Annotated in this window: 15 protein-coding genes; 9 read left to right on the forward strand and 6 right to left on the reverse strand. The window is 60.3% G+C overall.

What is annotated here, in order from left to right; translation table 11 throughout:
• Window positions 1–4 precede the first annotated feature (4 nt).
• Complete coding sequence (locus ASD58_RS29105) at window positions 5–493, forward strand: GNAT family N-acetyltransferase (protein ID WP_057265793.1); 489 nt, start codon at window positions 5–7, stop codon at window positions 491–493.
• Here the strand turns inward: ASD58_RS29105 and ASD58_RS29110 are convergent.
• Window positions 487–2,985 carry a kelch repeat-containing protein gene (locus ASD58_RS29110; protein ID WP_057265795.1) on the reverse strand — a complete coding sequence of 833 codons (2,499 nt, stop codon included), beginning with the start codon at window positions 2,983–2,985 and terminating at the stop codon, window positions 487–489. The two genes, ASD58_RS29105 and ASD58_RS29110, sit on opposite strands and share 7 nt — an antisense overlap.
• Window positions 2,986–3,107: 122 nt before the next feature.
• Here ASD58_RS29110 and ASD58_RS29115 point away from each other — a divergent pair, with 122 nt between their 5' ends.
• Together ASD58_RS29115 and ASD58_RS29120 are read left to right on the forward strand one after the other, a co-directional pair.
• Window positions 3,108–3,725, forward strand: coding sequence for a TetR/AcrR family transcriptional regulator (locus tag ASD58_RS29115; RefSeq protein ID WP_057265797.1), 618 nt, complete (start codon window positions 3,108–3,110; stop codon window positions 3,723–3,725).
• Window positions 3,726–3,928: 203 nt separating this feature from the next.
• Entirely contained in the window at window positions 3,929–4,534 is a 606-nt protein-coding gene (locus ASD58_RS29120) for a 2-hydroxychromene-2-carboxylate isomerase (protein ID WP_057265798.1), read from the forward strand.
• A gap of 19 nt (window positions 4,535–4,553) precedes the next feature.
• Here the strand turns inward: ASD58_RS29120 and ASD58_RS29125 are convergent, their stop codons facing one another.
• The 3 genes from ASD58_RS29125 to ASD58_RS29135 all read right to left on the reverse strand — a co-directional run bounded on the left by ASD58_RS29125 (window position 4,554) and on the right by ASD58_RS29135 (window position 8,589).
• Window positions 4,554–5,015, reverse strand: a complete 462-nt coding sequence (locus tag ASD58_RS29125; RefSeq protein WP_057265800.1) for a YbaK/EbsC family protein — start codon at window positions 5,013–5,015, stop codon at window positions 4,554–4,556.
• On the reverse strand, window positions 5,015–7,867 hold the full coding sequence (gene uvrA / locus ASD58_RS29130) for an excinuclease ABC subunit UvrA (RefSeq protein WP_057265802.1): 2,853 nt from the start codon (window positions 7,865–7,867) through the stop codon (window positions 5,015–5,017). Before uvrA ends, ASD58_RS29125 begins: the two co-directional genes overlap by 1 nt.
• 83 nt (window positions 7,868–7,950) lie before the next feature.
• A complete protein-coding gene (locus tag ASD58_RS29135) occupies window positions 7,951–8,589 on the reverse strand; it encodes a TetR/AcrR family transcriptional regulator (RefSeq protein ID WP_057265804.1) in 639 nt (212 codons plus the stop codon).
• 112 nt (window positions 8,590–8,701) lie between these two features.
• Between ASD58_RS29135 and ASD58_RS29140 the strand changes: the two genes are divergently transcribed.
• Both ASD58_RS29140 and ssb read left to right on the forward strand, forming a co-directional pair.
• The gene (locus ASD58_RS29140; RefSeq protein ID WP_057265806.1) at window positions 8,702–9,925 is read left to right on the forward strand and encodes an arabinose transporter; all 1,224 of its coding nucleotides are present in this window, start codon (window positions 8,702–8,704) and stop codon (window positions 9,923–9,925) included.
• A 104-nt stretch (window positions 9,926–10,029) separates the two neighbouring features.
• Window positions 10,030–10,533 carry a single-stranded DNA-binding protein gene (gene ssb, locus ASD58_RS29145; RefSeq protein ID WP_057265808.1) on the forward strand — a complete coding sequence of 168 codons (504 nt, stop codon included), beginning with the start codon at window positions 10,030–10,032 and terminating at the stop codon, window positions 10,531–10,533.
• 58 nt (window positions 10,534–10,591) lie between these two features.
• Here ssb and ASD58_RS29150 read toward each other — a convergent pair whose 3' ends face one another.
• Window positions 10,592–11,506: an AraC family transcriptional regulator gene (locus ASD58_RS29150; RefSeq protein WP_057265810.1), complete on the reverse strand. Its 915-nt coding sequence runs from the start codon at window positions 11,504–11,506 to the stop codon at window positions 10,592–10,594.
• A gap of 78 nt (window positions 11,507–11,584) precedes the next feature.
• Between ASD58_RS29150 and ASD58_RS29155 the strand changes: the two genes are divergently transcribed.
• Window positions 11,585–12,319 carry an SDR family oxidoreductase gene (locus ASD58_RS29155; RefSeq protein ID WP_057265812.1) on the forward strand — a complete coding sequence of 245 codons (735 nt, stop codon included), beginning with the start codon at window positions 11,585–11,587 and terminating at the stop codon, window positions 12,317–12,319.
• A 45-nt stretch (window positions 12,320–12,364) separates the two neighbouring features.
• Here the strand turns inward: ASD58_RS29155 and ASD58_RS29160 are convergent, their stop codons facing one another.
• On the reverse strand, window positions 12,365–14,239 hold the full coding sequence (locus ASD58_RS29160; RefSeq protein ID WP_156401553.1) for a cellulase family glycosylhydrolase: 1,875 nt from the start codon (window positions 14,237–14,239) through the stop codon (window positions 12,365–12,367).
• A 493-nt stretch (window positions 14,240–14,732) separates the two neighbouring features.
• Here ASD58_RS29160 and ASD58_RS30960 point away from each other — a divergent pair, with 493 nt between their 5' ends.
• The 3 genes from ASD58_RS30960 to ASD58_RS29175 are packed head-to-tail and all read left to right on the forward strand — an operon-like array spanning window position 14,733 to window position 16,706.
• Window positions 14,733–15,338 carry a PAAR domain-containing protein gene (locus tag ASD58_RS30960; protein WP_082565768.1) on the forward strand — a complete coding sequence of 202 codons (606 nt, stop codon included), beginning with the start codon at window positions 14,733–14,735 and terminating at the stop codon, window positions 15,336–15,338.
• Window positions 15,335–16,111, forward strand: coding sequence for a hypothetical protein (locus ASD58_RS29170; RefSeq protein WP_156401554.1), 777 nt, complete (start codon window positions 15,335–15,337; stop codon window positions 16,109–16,111). Before ASD58_RS30960 ends, ASD58_RS29170 begins: the two co-directional genes overlap by 4 nt.
• Window positions 16,086–16,706, forward strand: coding sequence for a hypothetical protein (locus tag ASD58_RS29175; protein ID WP_156401555.1), 621 nt, complete (start codon window positions 16,086–16,088; stop codon window positions 16,704–16,706). The genes ASD58_RS29170 and ASD58_RS29175 overlap by 26 nt, the downstream gene beginning before the upstream one ends.
• The last annotated feature ends 49 nt before the right edge of the window (window positions 16,707–16,755 follow it).

A 16,755-nucleotide genomic window follows, 5' to 3' on the forward strand; every position in this document is an offset into this window, starting at 1 on the left:
ATTAATGAGGCCATACCAACGCTTCCTGAGGAAATGGATCACCACCAACCTGCACGTGGTCACCAAGGAGAATTTTGCCAACATCGCCGAACTCGAATTGCACGAGCACCAGCAGGACCATGCACCTGCCACCATGTATGCGATTGCGGAAGCCAGCTTCCACCCCAACTACCACTGCCGCGCCATCGCCGACAAGGATGGCGTGGTGGGCTTCCTGATGTACGCCGCGCCTGGCGCCGACGATGAACCCGGCGACTATGCGATCTACCACTTGATGGTGGACCGCCGCTTCCAGGGCCGGGGACATGGCCGCCGTGCCGTCGAACTGGCATTGGCGGAAATCCAGAAGCATGGGGACGTGCAGCGTATCTGGACCAGCTACCTTCCCGGCAACGCCGTGGCGAAGGAACTCTACGCCGCCTGCAGTTTCATCGAGGCCGGCGTAGAGGAAGACGGCGAGATGTACGCCGTCTGGAGCCCCGATCCTTACTGAGCGAAGGACAGGCTATAGGCACCGGTCGAGTAGCTGCCGTAGCTGGTAGCTTCGATGGTGTAGGTGCCGCTGGACGGAAGGGTGAAGCTGATGCGCGAGTTGGTGCCGCCACCGCCATCGTCGTCCGACCTGACTACGTTCCCTGCCGGATCGCGCAGGTACAGGTAGGTGTCGAAGCTCGATGAGGACATGACGATCGTCGCGACCTTGCCGCCGGTGCCGGAGAAGGTATAGCGGTCGGTGTAGTAGCTGCCGCCGCGGGCGCCGGCCGGGCAGCCGTTCGACTTGAGCGAGCCGCTGACCGGGGTGCCGCTGGTAATCGGCGTGCTGCAGGCAGTCGCCTGGCCCGATGCCTGGTTCAGGCTGACCGACAAGCTTGGACCGGAACCCGACAAGGTGGTCGTTGCGCTGCGCGCGGCGCCGGTATTGGCGCTGGCCGAGTAGCTGATACTGCCATTGCCGCTACCGCTGCGGGTACCGGTGAGCGTGAGCCAGCTTGGCACCGTGCCAAGGGACCAGGTGCAGGCGGCATTGGCGGTGACGGTAAAGCTGCCGCTGCCGCCTGCGGCAGGAATACTGGCACTGGACGGCGTGATGCTCCAGGATGCGCATGGCGAAGCGGCCTGGCTCATATTGAAGGTCGAGGCTATGCCAGGAGCGGTCAGCATGCCCGAGCCGCTGCGCGCCGCACCGGTGTTGGCCGGCCCCGTGATGGTGAAGCTGCCATTGCCGGTACCGGTGGCGCCGGCCGAAACGGTGGCCCAGCTTGGCGCACTGATCGACCAGGTGCAGGTCGTAGCTGCCGCGACGGTGCCGGTTGCCGTGCCGCCGGTTGCCGGGAAGGTGCTGGTGTTCAGGCTAATGGTGGGCACGGTCGGGCAAGGCCGGCCATCCTGGGTGAAGGTGAACGTAACGTACTGGCCTTTGGCGACCAGTTGGCCCGAACCGCTGCGCGCGGCGGGGTCATTGTTAGCGGGGACCGTGAAGGCGATGCTGCCGTTGCCGGTACCGCTGGTGGCGCCGGTTGCCGTCACAAAACTCGGCATGGAGGCGACGCTCCATGGGCAGGTGGCGGCGGCTGTCACGCTGAGCGTACCACTGGCGCCGAGGTTACCAACGTTAAATGGATTGGGCGACACAACCGGCGCCGATGGGCAGTTTGGGGATGCTCCTTGTGTGGCGTTGACGCTGGCGTTGGCGAGCATGAAGCTGGCATTGCGCGCGGCACCGGTCTGGTTGGGGGCCGCGGTGAAGACCACCTCCATCAGGCCACTCTCGGGCATCTGCTGCACGTTGCCGCCGTTGACGGTCAACCAGGATGGGAGTTCGGCGGCTTCGAAGCGGCAGCCAGGTGCAGCGGTCACCACGAAACTGGCAGCGCCGCCGTCGCCGGCGAAGTCCTGGTCGGGCGACATAACCTCAGTCACCTGGCCGGCGCAGGCTGGCTCCCAGATCGCCGCATACGAGGTGGCTTCGTTCAGCTCGGAGCCGCCGGTAATCAGTACCCTGCCGTCGGGCAGGCGCGCAACGGCGTTGTCGCGCGCGATTTTGCGCTGGGGACCGGTCAGGTTCCAGGTGCCGGTGGCAGCCTGGTAACGCATGAGCTGGCGAGTCCAGTCGGCGGTATAGACGATGTCGCCGTTCGGCAGCAGCTTGGCGCTCCTCGGTTCGAAGCTGGTTGGCATGGTGGCGCCGGTCGAGAACTGGCCTGCGGCGGGATCGTAGATTTCCGTGCTGCTTTGCGACCACTCCCTGCGGCCCCCGGCAACCAGGACAGTACCGTTGCCGAGTACGACAGGTTGCAGCGTGTTGCGCGGCTCATTCATCTGGCCGGTGGCGCTCCATTGGTTGGTGGCCGGGTCCCACAGCTCGGCATTCCTGCTATAGCCATCCGAGGAGAGGCCGCCCATTTTCAGGACGCGGCCATCCGGCAGCACCACCAGGCCGGAGTCGTAAGCGCGTTCCACCATCGGCCCGGTGCGGGTGAACAGGCCGCTGGATGGATTGAAGACGTCGGCCTCCAGGCCGCCGGCGCGCTTGTCGAGCAACATGACGCGCCCATCGTTCAGCAGGAGGCCGATCGCATCGGCCAGCGTGGTGTTCATTGGGCCGGTCATATTCCATTGGCCGGTGGCCGGGTCGTAAATCTCCGCCGTGTTGGTGTAATAGCCATTAGTCGACATGCCGCCGGCGACCAGGATGCGGCCGTCCAGCAGGGTGACCGCAGCGTGGCTGCGGCGCGGCATCAGCATCGGCGCTCCGGGGGTAAATTGCCCGTTCACCGGATCGTAGATCTCGGTGCTGGAATAGATGTTGCTACCGGGTTGCGGGGCACCGCCTGTCAGCATGATGCGGCCGTCAGGCAGCGTGCTGGCCTGGTGGAACATGCGCGGCACGGTCATGGTGCCGGTTGAAATCTGGGCCTGTGCGGACAGGGTGGCGCAGGCCAGCAGGGCAGCAGACGCGAGATGGCGCAGTGGGGGCAGGTTCAAAATTTTCTCCTTGGAATATTTCCCGCATACAACTTTAGTCAGATTTGCAAAATAGTCAATCAAAAACAATAACGAAAATATTTAGGTTTGATATTTCGCACATGTGTGCTAAAGTTCGCTACATGGACACCTTGACCGCGAAAAGCGAAGCGACTTTTGCCACCATCCTCGATGCCGCCATGGAAATGGCGGCGGCGGAAGGCATCGGCAAGCTGTCGCTGGGCGAGATCGCCAAGCGCACCGGCATCAGCAAGAGCGGGGTGTTTTCGCGCGTTGGCTCGCTGGAGCAGTTGCAGTGCGCGGTGCTGGATGAATACGACCGCCGCTTTGCCGCCGAAGTGTTCATGCCATCGCTCACGCTGCCGCGCGGCTTGCCGCGGTTGCAGGCACAGGTAGCAGCCTGGTTCCAGCGCGCGGCCGACGAGGCGCTGCGCACTTCCTGCCTGTACACGGCGGGCGCCTTCGAGTTCGACGATTATGAAGGAAGCGCGGTGCGCGACCGCCTGGCGCAGGGTGCGCTGGCCTGGCGCGCTTCGCTGCGCAAGACCATCCTGCAGGCGATGGAAGCCGGCCAGTTAAGGCCGGACACCGAACCCGAACAACTGGTGTTCGAGATTTACAGCCTGGTAGTGGGCCTGCTGCACGACGCTCGCTTCCTGCGTGACGAGCAGTCGCCGCGCCATGCGCAGCGCGCGTTCAACCGCCTGATTTCGACGTACAAGAGTTTCAACGATTTGTGATTTTGGGTTGCCGCGGGTTCGCCTGCGGCCTTTTTTTAACCGAACTTCGCACGGGTGTGCGAAATTGGAGAAAGAAAATGCGATTCCTTCTTTTGCTGGTGCCGGTCGGCATCTACTTTGTGAGCCATAGCAGCTTGTGGGGCATCCTGCGCGGGCTGCCGAAGAACAATAGCGATTTTGGCGAAAACTATTAAGGAGCGGCCATGGTTCTCGACTTCTACTTTGATTTCGCTTCCGGCTATTCCTACTTTGCTGCACGCCGCATCGAATGGCTGGCGGCAGCCAATGGCGCTACCGTGCGCTGGCATCCGGTGCTGCTGCCGGCGCTGACCCAGGTGACCGGGGTGCTGCCGTCGCCGGTGGTGCCGGTCAAATGGAAGTACGTCACGCGCGACATGCAGCGCACGGCGCAGGAGGAGGCGATCCCCTTCAATCCCTCCGGCGCCTTCCCGCAAATGCTGATAGCGCCGGGGCGCGCCATGCTGTGGGTGCGGGCCAACCATGGCGAAGATGCGGCGGTGTCGTTTGCGCGCACCTGCTTCCAGGCCTACTACGCCGACGGCGTGGATATCGCGGACAAGGCGGTGTTGCTGGGGATTGCTGAGAGCCAGGGCATTGATGGTTCGGCCTTCCTGGCGGGCATGGAGGATGCCGCGATCAAGACGCAGTTCAAGCAGGGCAATGAGGAGGCGCTGGCGCAGGGCGTGTTCGGTGTACCGTTCGTGCTGGCGGATGGGGAACCGTTCTGGGGCTACGACCGCTTCCCGCAACTGGAGCGTTGGCTGGCCGCGTTACGCCGCGCGGCGTAAGTCGAAAAGCGCATTGCCGTCAGGCTTGCGCTACATCGATCCATTCGGCACCTGTCAGCGTTGCCATGCGCTCGGGGCAGATGCGCACTGCGGCATTGATCGCGCCGCCGGCGGGAATCACTTCGCTGAAGGCGCGCAGCGAAACATCGCAATAAACCGGGATCGGCCCGGGCAGGCCGAAAGGACAGACTCCGCCGACCGGGTGACCGGTCAGCGCTTCCACTTCATCCGCACCCAGCATGCGCGCGGTGGCGCCGAAGTGGGCCTTGAACTTCTTGTTGTCCAGCCGCGCATCGCCGCGCGTTACCACCAGGACGATGCCTTCCTTCATGCGCAGCGACAGCGTCTTGGCGATCTGGCCCGGCTCGACGCCGTGTGCAGCGGCAGCCAGGGCCACGGTGGCCGTGCTTTCCGCCAGTTCGATGACTTCCAGGTCCGGCGCGTGCTGCGCCAGGAAGTGTTTGACGGAATGCAGGCTCATTATTTCTTCTTCAGAAGAGGGCCGAGGTACTTGCCGGTCACGCTGGCCGGATTGGCCGCCACTTCTTCCGGCGTGCCGCTAGCGATGATCTGGCCACCGCCGGCGCCGCCTTCCGGACCAAGGTCGACGATCCAGTCGGCAGTCTTGATCACGTCGAGGTTGTGCTCAATGATGACCAGGGTGTTGCCGTGGTCGCGCAGGCGGTGGATCACCTTCAGCAGCAGGTCGATATCGTGGAAGTGCAGGCCGGTGGTCGGCTCGTCCAGGATATATAGCGTGCGGCCCGTGTCGCGCTTGGACAGTTCGAGCGACAGCTTGACGCGCTGCGCTTCGCCGCCGGACAGCGTGGTGGCGCTTTGCCCCAGCTTGATGTAACCCAGGCCGACGTCCAGCAGGGTTTGCAGCTTGCGCGCGATGACCGGTACGGCCTTGAAGAATTCGTGCGCGTCTTCCACCGTCATGTCCAGCACTTCGGTGATGCTCTTGCCCTTGTAGTGCACTTCCAGCGTTTCGCGGTTATAGCGCTTGCCGTGGCAAACGTCGCATGGCACGTACACGTCCGGCAGGAAGTGCATTTCGACCTTGATCACGCCGTCGCCCTGGCAGGCTTCGCAGCGGCCGCCCTTGACGTTGAACGAGAAGCGGCCAGCCGAGTAGCCGCGCTCTTTCGCCACCGGCACGGTGGCAAACAGGTCGCGGATCGGCGTGAACAGGCCGGTATAGGTGGCCGGGTTGGAACGCGGCGTGCGGCCGATCGGCGCCTGGTCGACCGAGATCACCTTGTCGAAGTGTTCCAGGCCGCTGATCGAGTCGTGCGGCGCCGGCTCGGTCTGGGAGCCGAACAGGTGGCGCGACAGCGCAGGGTACAGGGTGTCGTTGACCAGGGTCGATTTGCCGGAGCCGGAGACGCCGGTCACGCAGGTCATCAGGCCGACCGGCAGGTTGAGCGATACCTTTTTCAGGTTGTTGCCGGTGGCGCCGGTGATGGTCAGCTGGCGCTGGGGATCGGCCACATGGCGCTTCTTCGGTACCGCGATCTGCAGCTTGCCGCTGAGGTATTGCGCGGTCAGCGACTCCTTCGATTTCAGGATGTCCTTCAGCGGGCCGGCAGCGATCACGTCGCCGCCATGCACGCCGGCGCCTTTACCCATGTCGACCACGTAGTCGGCGGTGCGGATCGCGTCTTCATCGTGTTCCACCACCAGCACCGAGTTGCCGATATCGCGCAGGTGCTTGAGGGTGTCGATCAAGCGGTCGTTGTCGCGCTGGTGCAGGCCGATCGACGGCTCGTCCAGCACGTACATCACGCCGGTCAGGCCGGAGCCGATCTGCGAAGCGAGGCGGATACGCTGGGCTTCGCCGCCCGACAGGGTGTCGGCGCTGCGCTCCAGCGACAGGTAGTCCAGGCCCACATTGTTCAGGAAGGTCAGGCGCGAAACGATTTCCTTGATCACGCGGTCGGCAATGTCCTTCTTGGCGCCCTTCAGCTTCAGTTGCTCGAAGTAGGACAGCGTATCGCGCAACGGCTTGTCCGCGATCTGGTAGATCGCGCGTTCCTGCTTGCCGGTGCCGATCTTCACGTGGCGAGCTTCCACGCGCAGGCGTGCGCCTTCGCAGCTCGGGCACTTCTTCTCGTTGATGAACTTCGCCAGTTCTTCCTTCACCGCCATCGAATCGGTTTCGCGGTAGCGGCGCTGCAGGTTGTTGACGATGCCTTCGAAGGTGTGTTCCTTGACCACGGCGCGGCCGCGCTCATTCATGTAGGTGAACGGGATGGCGGTCTTGCCGGAGCCGTGCAGCACCACGTCCTGCGCTTTCGCAGGCAGTTGCTCGAATGGCGTATCGAGTTCGAAATCGTAGTAGGCCGCCAGCGCCGCCAGCATCGAATAGTAGAACTGGTTGCGGCGGTCCCAGCCCTTCACCGCGCCGGATGCCAGCGACAGGTTGGGGAAGGCGACGATGCGGCGCGGGTCGAAGAACTCGATATGGCCCAGGCCATCGCACTCGGGGCAGGCGCCCATCGGGTTATTGAAGGAGAACAGGCGCGGCTCCAGTTCCTGCAGCGAGTAGCCGCAGGTGGTGCAGGCGAACTTGTTGGAGTAGACGTGTTCGGCGCCGGTGTCCATTTCGTAGGCGATGGCGCGGCCATCGGCCAGGCGCAGCGCGGTTTCGAACGATTCGGCCAGGCGCTGCTTGATCTCTGCGTTGACTTTCACACGGTCGATCACCACGTCGATGGTGTGCTTCTCGGTTTTCTTCAGCTTGGGCAGGTCGTCCACTTCATAGATCTTGGCGTCGTGGGTGCCGCTCTGCACGCGGAAGCGCACGAAGCCCTGGGCCTGCATTGCTTCGAACAGGTCGGCGTGTTCGCCTTTGCGGTTGGCCACCACCGGCGCCATGATCATCAGCTTGGTGCCTTCGGGCATGGCCAGCACGGCGTCGACCATCTGCGACACCGATTGCGCAGCCAGCGCGTGGTCCGGGTGGTTGATGCAGTAAGGAGTGCCGACGCGCGCGTACAGCAAACGCAGGTAGTCGTGGATCTCGGTCACGGTGCCCACGGTCGAACGCGGATTGTGCGAGGTGGCCTTCTGTTCGATCGAGATCGCAGGCGACAGGCCTTCGATCATGTCCACGTCCGGCTTTTCCATCAGTTGCAGGAACTGGCGCGCATAGGCCGACAGCGACTCGACGTAGCGGCGCTGGCCTTCAGCGTACAGGGTGTCGAACGCCAGCGACGACTTGCCGGAGCCGGACAAGCCGGTGATCACGATCAGCTTGTTGCGTGGCAGGTCGAGGTTGATGTTTTTCAGGTTGTGCGTGCGCGCACCGCGGATGCGGATCTCTTCCATGCGTGGATACCTTTCGGGGTCAGCCCGATACTATAGCGTCGAATGAATTCTTGCGCCGCGCCCTGGATACACCAAGCCCAGCGTCAAATACTGTACATATTACCAGTATTCGGGCGATACGTCAGGTAGCCCATGATGGCGCCGGTGATGGATGCCTCGATGTCGGCCATTTCGAAGCCCGGCGCGTCGATCACGGCGGCGTGCACCATCGATTCCATGATCTGAAGGACAACCCAGGTGGCCAGGTCCAGGTTGGGCGGCACGATGTCGGTTCGCCAATCCTCCAGCAGCGCGCGCACGCGCTTGAAGATGCCCTGGTCGGCCTCGTTTTCCGACTGCGGCGCATCGAAATACGGGAATTGCAGTTCCAGCATCTTGTGCAGGTCCGGCTCCAGCAGGTGGGCCGCGAGCAGCGCCTGCACCAGCGCACCGATATGGCCGGCGAGCGTCGGTTCGTAAGGTCTTGCCAGCACTTCTTCCACCGTTTGCTGCACTTGCTCGGCGTGGCGCTGGTGCAGGGCCGCGATCAGCGCATCCTTGTTCTTGAAGTACTGGTAGAGCGAGCCGATGCTGATGCCGGCCTTCTCCGCGATCAGGTTGGTATTGGTTCCGGCGTAGCCATGCTCGGAAAAAATGCGAGCCGTTGCCTCCAGTATCACCTCGACGGTGGCTTTGGAACGCGCCTGGCGCGGGGCTTTGCGGGGTTGCGGGATGTCGACCATGGGCGTTTTGGAATGCGAGTTTTCGCGGGGTGTTGTTGATTTTAGAATTTTGGCTGTATGTGAGCAAATGCTCGCATTCTAAGAATTCATTGTCAACCATGAAAGATTTTATATGAGCCCGCCCAAAGATTTCGCTTCTCCCACCACGGCCGCTGCCCCGCAGGCCGTCAATGTGGCAACCAGGATTTTTCCTATCGTGCTGGCGGTGTTTGCCAGCTTCCTCGCCATTGGCATCGCGCTGCCTGCGCTGCCACTGCACGTGCATGACCGCCTTGGCCTGAGCACCCTGATGGTCGGCGTCGTCGCCGGTGCCCAGTTTGTCGCCGCGCTGCTGACCCGCGCCTGGGCCGGTGGACTGTGCGACGTCCGCGGTTCCAAGCGCGCCGTAATGACCGGCTTTGTGCTGGCCGTTACCTCCGCGCTGGCCTACTTTGCTTCCTTGTCGATGGTCGCGCAGCCGGAGGCATCGGTCGCGGTGCTGATCGCCGGACGCATCCTGCTGGGCGGCGCCGAAAGCCTGATCGTCACAGGCGCCCTGAGCTGGGGCGTCTGCCTGGCCGGGCCGCAAAACGCGGGCAAGGTCATGGCCTGGGTCGGCATTGCGATGTACGGCGCCTACGCTGCCGGCGCGCCGGCCGGGATGGCGCTGTACCAGCAGGTCGGTTTCCACGGCATCGCCTTTGCCGGCATGCTGGCGCCGGTGTTGGCACTGCTGGTGCTCGCCAATATCCAAGGCCTGCCGCCGGCCAGCGCGCGCCGCATCCCGTTCTATAAGGTACTGGGCGCGGTGTGGTGGCCTGGCATGGGGCTGGCGTTTTCCAGCGTCGGCTTTGGCGTGATTACCGCCTTTATTTCGCTGCTGTTCACGGCCAAGGCGTGGGGCAGCCCGTCGCTGGCGTTCACCGCCTTCGGCGCGGCCTTCATCGGCGCCCGCCTGCTGTTCGGCCACTTGCCGGACAAGATCGGCGGCGCGCGCGTGGCGCTGGTGTGCGTTCTGATCGAAGCAGCCGGCCAATTGTGCATCTGGCAAGCGTCGGCACCGCCGCTGGTGTACGTCGGCGCCGCGCTGACAGGCTTTGGCTATTCACTGGCCTTTCCCGGTTTCGGCGTAGAGGCGGTCAAGCGCACTCCACCGCAAAGCCGCGGCGCGGCGATGGGAGCCTACGTTGCCTTCCTCGATATTTCGCTTGGCCTGACCGGTCCGCTGGCCGGTGCGCTGGCTGGCGCGCATGGCGTCAATGCAGTCTACCTGGCTGGCTGCGGGGCGGTTTCCTGTGCACTCGTGATCGCATTGCGACTGCTGAAGCCGCCACGCGCTAACCCGACAACAAATTGAGCTGTGTCAGTTCCCTCTATATTTGATAGCAAATTAATTTAGGGTAAACTCCGTGGTTTTGGGGCCGTCGGAACAGCCCCTACACCCCTTCAGGAGTTTCATAAATGGCATCAGTCAACAAAGTGATCATCGTCGGCAATCTGGGTCGCGATCCGGAAATCCGCTACATGCCTAGCGGTGACGCGATTGCCAACATCGCCGTGGCTACCTCGTATCGTTCGAAAGACCGCAACACCGGCGAACAAAAAGAGCTGACCGAGTGGCACCGTATTTCCTTCTTCGGCCGCTTGGCTGAAATCGTCGGCCAGTACCTGAAAAAAGGTTCTTCCGTCTACGTTGAAGGCCGCCTGCAGACCCGCAAATACACCGACAAGGACGGCATCGAAAAGTACGCGACCGACATCATCGCTGAAAACATGCAGATGCTGGGCGGCCGTGGCGATGGCGCCGGCATGGGTGGCGGTATGGGCGGTGGCGACGACATGGGCTACGACGCACCGGCCCCACGCCAGGCTCCACGTCCACAGGCAGCTCCGGCACCGGCACCACGTCCGGCAGCGCGCCCGGCGCCTAACTTCTCCGATATGGACGACGATATTCCGTTCTAAGCAACGGTAGATGCACGAACAAAACCCTGCAAGTCCAAGACTTGCAGGGTTTTTTCTTTCAGGATCGGGCGTACTGGCTTGGCGGCAGCCCTACGTGCCTGCTGAACGCTACGCTGAAGGCGCTGGAGGAACCATAGCCTATGCGTTCGGCGATGCTTAAAACGGAAAGTTCATTGGCGCGCAGCAGCTCTTTTGCAATCTCCATGCGCCACGCCAGCAAATAGTCCATCGGCGCCTTGCCAACCGCATTGTTGAAGCGTTCGAAAAATGCCGTGCGCGAGAGCGCTGCAATCTTCGCCAGCTGCTCGATCGTCCATGCATGGCCGATGCGCGCATGCATGGCTCTCAGCGCCGGAGCCAGCCTCGCGTCTCCCAATCCCCGCAACAGTCCCGGCGGCGCGTTGCCTGTAGTCGTTGATCGCATCGCTTCCACCAGCAGGAGTTCAGCCAGTCGGGCGAGCATGAATTCGCTGCCGGGTTTTTGGCCGGCAGATTCATCTTCGACCATTTTCACCAGCAGCGGCAGCCGCTCTGATTCCCGCACATGCACAAGGCCAGGCAGCAAGGAGACCAGCAAGCCCGGATCGTGGCAGTCGAACAGGAAAGCACCGCCTAGGGAGCGCATATCGGCAGGTCCATCCTGATCGCCATAGCGCAGTTCCTTGCGCTCGTCCGCGACCTTGTTTGGGTCCAGGTACACCGGAGGCGCCGGCGTGAAGCTCGACAGGGTAAAGGCCGGGGTGGCTGGCAGCAGGATGAAATCGCCCGCTTCAATCGACACCGGCTCGTGACCATCCACCGACAGCAGGCAGCCGCCTTCCAGTACGATGCAAAAGCTGGGCAGGCCATATTCGGCGTAGCGGACTGCCCAGTTCCCCTTGCCGCTGATGGTGTTGGTGAAGGCCGCATGCGGCCGCAAAAGCCTGACCACCTCCGATAGCGGGTCCGAGGTTTTTGGACTTTCGCTAAACATATTAGGACTCTGCGTTATCGATCATCCGGCAATCTTCCTTTATCGTTCACTCCGAGTCAACCACACTTGGAGCTGGAAATGAAAACTGTACTGATCACTGGATGTTCCTCCGGATATGGCCTGGAAACCGCCCGGCACTTTCTCTCGCAAGGCTGGAAAGTCATTGCCACCATGCGCTCGCCGCGCACGGACCTGCTTCCCGCGTCGAGCAGGTTGCGCGTGTTGCAGCTGGACGTTACCCAGCCTGACAGCATCGCACGTGCGCTGGACGAAGCCGGGCCGATCGACGTGCTGGTAAATAATGCGGGCCTCGGCTTGTTCGGCGCGTTCGAGGCAACGCCGATGGCCACAGTGCGCGAGATTTTCGAGACCAACACTTTTGGCGTGATGGCGATGTGCCAGGCTGTCATCCCGCAATTCCGGCAACGCCGCGCAGGCACGATCGTGAACGTGACGTCCAGCGCAACGCTGGCCCCGTTTCCTTTGGTTGCAGCCTATACGGCCAGCAAGATGGCGATTGAAGGATTCACAGCATCGCTCGAACTCGAGCTGAACGAATTCGGCATTTGCAGCAAACTGGTCGAGCCGGGCTACGGTCCTTCCACCAGCTTCACGGCTAACGGCCAGCAGCGCATGCAAGGCCTGATTCCTTTCGCCTATGAGCCTTTTGCGCACCGCGTGTTTGCCGGTTTCGCAAATCTCGCCGCAGTGACGAAGGAGTCCGACGTGGCCGAGGTTGTGTGGACGGCCGCCAACGATTCCTCGGGTCGATTGCGCTTCGCAGCCGGTGCTGATGCGCTGGCTCTGCTGTAGCACCCAGGCGGCCTATCCGCCTCTGCGGATAGGCCGTTTTTGCCATTATTGAGCAAATTTAATCGCTGCTCGCTTGATGGTGACGGAACCTGCTGCTTTAGGGAATTGGAGGCCTACCCCCACCGCGTTCGGAATGGTGAAGGCAGAACATGTGAACTCTGTATCCTGATCTGCAACCAGCGCTTGATTCGCGGTCCAGCACTTAAACTCGGAAGCAGCCCAATTCGCGGAATAAGCGTAGAATTGCAAAATGGAATCCATCCCACCATTTCGATTTGAAACGAATGCCTGATCAAAATTGAGGACCATTTTCCAGGTCGCGCCATTCAAATTCACTGGATTGGCAAAGGTATAGCTGGCCGCCGCACCCGCCTGGTTCAGAACGAACCGCATGTTTGAACCCGAACTCGTATCGGCCGCGCCGCTGCTCACAGTCCAGCTATTTGGGCGCGCACTTAATACAACACCTTTTCCTGCGCCTGCCAGAAGTGAATCAAGAATTTGGGGATCATTCACAGCCGGAGCGGTGCGGTTAAACAAGTCTACCGCAGATCCAATCTCCCAATAGAATGGCACCATGCCATTGGCAAGCGCCGTTTGGGTGACATATTGAGAATAATATGCCCGCGAAGCGCGATGCAGAGCAAGGTTATCGCCAGTCAGTTGAGTACGCAACGCCGCCTCGAACTCTCCCAACACTACCGGGATTCCGTGGTCCGCGAATTTTGCCTTCATTTTGGCAAACTCCGCATTCACAAAAGGCTCTTCCTCACGAGTCGCGTTTCGAGTGGTGTCAGTCGTCGAGTGGAAGCCGTTACCCCAGTAGTAGAACATGGAGGCATACCATTCGTCTTGCGTCTGGATCGACCAGCTGAATGGGTAAAAATGCACTTCCGCCATTTGGCGACCCGTTACCGTGTCGGACGGCATGACATTCCAACTATCGGCAGCCAAATCGATGTTGGTTTGTGGCGCTTGGACGATCAACACACGATAGGCGTTTCGACCACCCGTCGAGCGCACCGCATTGACGAATGTTTGGTGATAGCTTTCAAGAACTGCTATTTCGGCTGCATCGTCGGCATCCGGCTCATTGGCGCTTGCAAACATGACATGCTCGTCAAAGTCACGCAGTTGCGTGGCAATTTGCTCCCAATAGGCTTTCTGTTTGGCGTTGACCGCTTCCTTCTTATCCTCGGTAAAATTCTTCTCCAGCCAACCGCCATCCCAATGGATGTTAACGATGACGTAAAGCCCGTTATCCACCGCGTACTGCACCACTTGCTTTACGCGGTTGAGCCAAGCGTCACTGATTTTTCCAGTCTTCTGGTCGGCATACTGATCCCACGACACGGGAATCCGGATCGCGTCAAAACCGCTGTCCTTCACCAGTTTGACGTAAGCGGCAGAAACCATGGGGTTGCCCCAGCAGGTCTCCGCCGCCGGGGTGCAACCATAAGCTTCCATCGTATTGCCAACGTTCGTTCCCAGCTTGATTTTGGCGGCCAGCTGCATGGCGTTACTGCTCATGCCAGTCGCATTCGGGGCAATTGGATTGGTGTTGTAGCTCGGATAAAGAGGAACCTTGATCGTAAAATCTCGATAGGTTTTTGCGCCGCAAGTGTTGGTATAGGCAGCTGTCGCAGTACAGCTAGCGCTTGGCGTCAGTGTTTGCTCACGCGCAGTACCTGTGGTCCCACAGTCTCCACTCCATAGCCAGGACCCACCCTGAGTTGGTTGCGGCCCCAATACGATTTGAGTTCCGGCATTCACCGATGCAGTTGCTGTTTGATTCCAGACGCCAGCTACCTTGACATAGGGTGTTACCGCAGTCGGAGTGCAGGTTTGAGCCTGCACGCTTACAGCGCTTCCTGATAATGCCAGAAGAAGGGATGTAACAATTAAACGCTTATTCTCCATTTTTTTACCTTATCGATATTAATATTGTGGAGACGCCGGAAAGGATGACCAGAGCGGGGCGAGCAGGCGCGCGCCTTCCTTTGGCCAGGCACTTCAGGCCGCCATGGATTGACCAGGGAAACGGTCGGATTACTCGGAGGGCGCCAGCTTGGAAGACGACAGTGGCCCGGGTGCGTGCCCCAGCCAGTGATGTTGGCAAGCACGCATCCTGTGAACGGCTTTGGGAAGCCGGCGGGTTGCGCGTCGCGCAGGAAGAACAGGCGCGTTATCGCGTCCTTTATTGTGAACCATCGCAATGTCTCCTTTGCTGACGATATCGCCTGTTCAAATCTATCGCAATGTAACAGTCGATGCATTGATTCTGCACCCTGCACTCTGGCGAAGATATTACGAAATCTGCCAATTGGTGGAATGAAATAGCAGAGTCAACAGTGCGGCCGAAACGAAGTGGTAAGAAATACAATATTCGATCACGCAGATTGAAGGGTAATGCATGGCCGGAGAAATAATTCGTCTCGGTGACAGAACCAGTCACGATGGGACGGTCCTGGAAGGATCACAGACCGATATTTGCTTGGGCAAACCGATCGCTTATATCGGCCACAAAGTCCATTGTCCCAAGTGCAAAGGCGACTATCCGATCGTAGAAGGCGTACCAACCACGACGTTCTTCGGCAAAGGCGTTGCGCTGGCCGGAATGAAGACTTCGTGCGGGGCAGTTCTCATTGCCAGCCAATTTACCGATACCGTCGAATGGGGCGGTGGCGGTACCTCGGGCGCCGCCAAAGCCACTGCAAAACCTTCGGACCCACCCAGTGAAAAGGCAGCTTCGGGCATTGCCCCGTTGGCCGCGCCTCTCGGCGGAGGCCAGTCGTCTCCACCGCTCGCCGCAGACAATGGCAAGAACGAATCGCTCTACGATGAACAGTTCCTCCTTAAGGATGGAGACGATGTGATCTTGGCCGACATGCCGTACACCGTAAAACTCCCATCAGGTGAGCTGATCCACGGTATCTCGGACACAGAGGGGCGCACCGGCCGCTATCGTACAGGCGACGCCCAGTACATCGAAATTTGTTTGGGGCACATCGAAACATGAATCAAGTAATTGCGAGGGCTCGCACCAACACCACGGCGGGTAGCGTACATCCGGTAGTGGTCACGACGAAATTTACGAAGTCTTCGGACACGTCAGGCTGGTTGAAGGTTCAGTTGGAACCCTCAGGCAAAATGACGTTCCTTCCGGAGTACGTGAAGGTCTCGGTGACCAAGGAGGACAGTCGTACTCACTTTATGATTCTTGAGGGCGAACATAAGGGCAAGGTGGCCAGCCTCAAAAGTGAAAATGCAGCAAATTGCCTTGTCTCGACGTCACGAGGGAGTGGCGCCAAACTCATAGCGAAGACATTGGGCCGGCAACGCCTGGCTTCCAAGCCCCGTCACAACGAAGTACTCAATCAACTGATCGCAACACTAACCTTCGATGGTCAGAGCGCAATGATCACGTTGGATTCGGACGTGGATTTTAAGGAATCGAATCCTCTGAGCCCGTACTATGAGCAGGTAAGGCATTCGCAGCCGCTGCCGAAAGGAACCTACCGGATCCTCACGCCGGTAGTCGCCAAGCGTGCCGATTTCACCAGCTTCTACGTGACGGCACCGGGTGGGAATCCTGATCTGAAATATCATACGGTATGGTTCCCGATTGAATACGCCGCTACCCAGAACAGTAACTTCGTCCACGTCGGCAATCTGTCTGAAGGTTGCGTCACCATGTACGATTTAACGAAGTGGAATGCGCTGTACAAATATTTGATCTCCAACCGCAGTGACAAGGAAGGGAAGTATGTCGGTACTGTTACGATTGAATAGTGCAATCCTCGCGATCCTCTCTGCAGGCGCTGCACTAGCTGGTGGCGTGACGACGGAACCGGCCATTGACCCGCTTGCGAAGTATCGCAGCAATGATGAAATTCATGGGCTGTACGAGGTTCGGGCGGAGGCAAAAGACTTCCTCGACCGACAGAATGCTCGAGACGGCACTGACTGGCGGCCCATTGATCCCGATATTCGGATTGTGGTTGATCGCTGCGCGGTCCCGTTGAAAAGCAAATGGACCATGTTTGAATCGCGTAAAAGCGTGCTGGTTAGCTGTAGTCGCACGGTGACTTCGGCTCCGCAGCGGCGGTGGGAACTACCGGTGTCCATCGGGAGCGACCGCTTGCAGCGCAACTACGACATCCACGAAGCCGCATTGAAGTTCATTCGTTCGGAGCCGACCCGCGGCGGAGCAAACCAGGAAGCTGGATATCCGTCGGCATCCACGATGGTCTACAAATGCGCTGTGCCACTGAAGGCCGAGTGGCGCAACAAAGACGTCGAGCTGAGTGTCGACATTATCTGCGCCAAAACAATAGATTCGGCACCGATGCCACGGTCCTGGCGTGTTCGGGTTCCAGTAACTTAATTGGTGAAGAAGATTACCTCACTGGAAGAACGCCGCTCCGCATAGTTAG

It is taken from the genome of Duganella sp. Root1480D1 (assembly GCF_001427305.1).
Classification (GTDB): domain Bacteria; phylum Pseudomonadota; class Gammaproteobacteria; order Burkholderiales; family Burkholderiaceae_D; genus Rugamonas.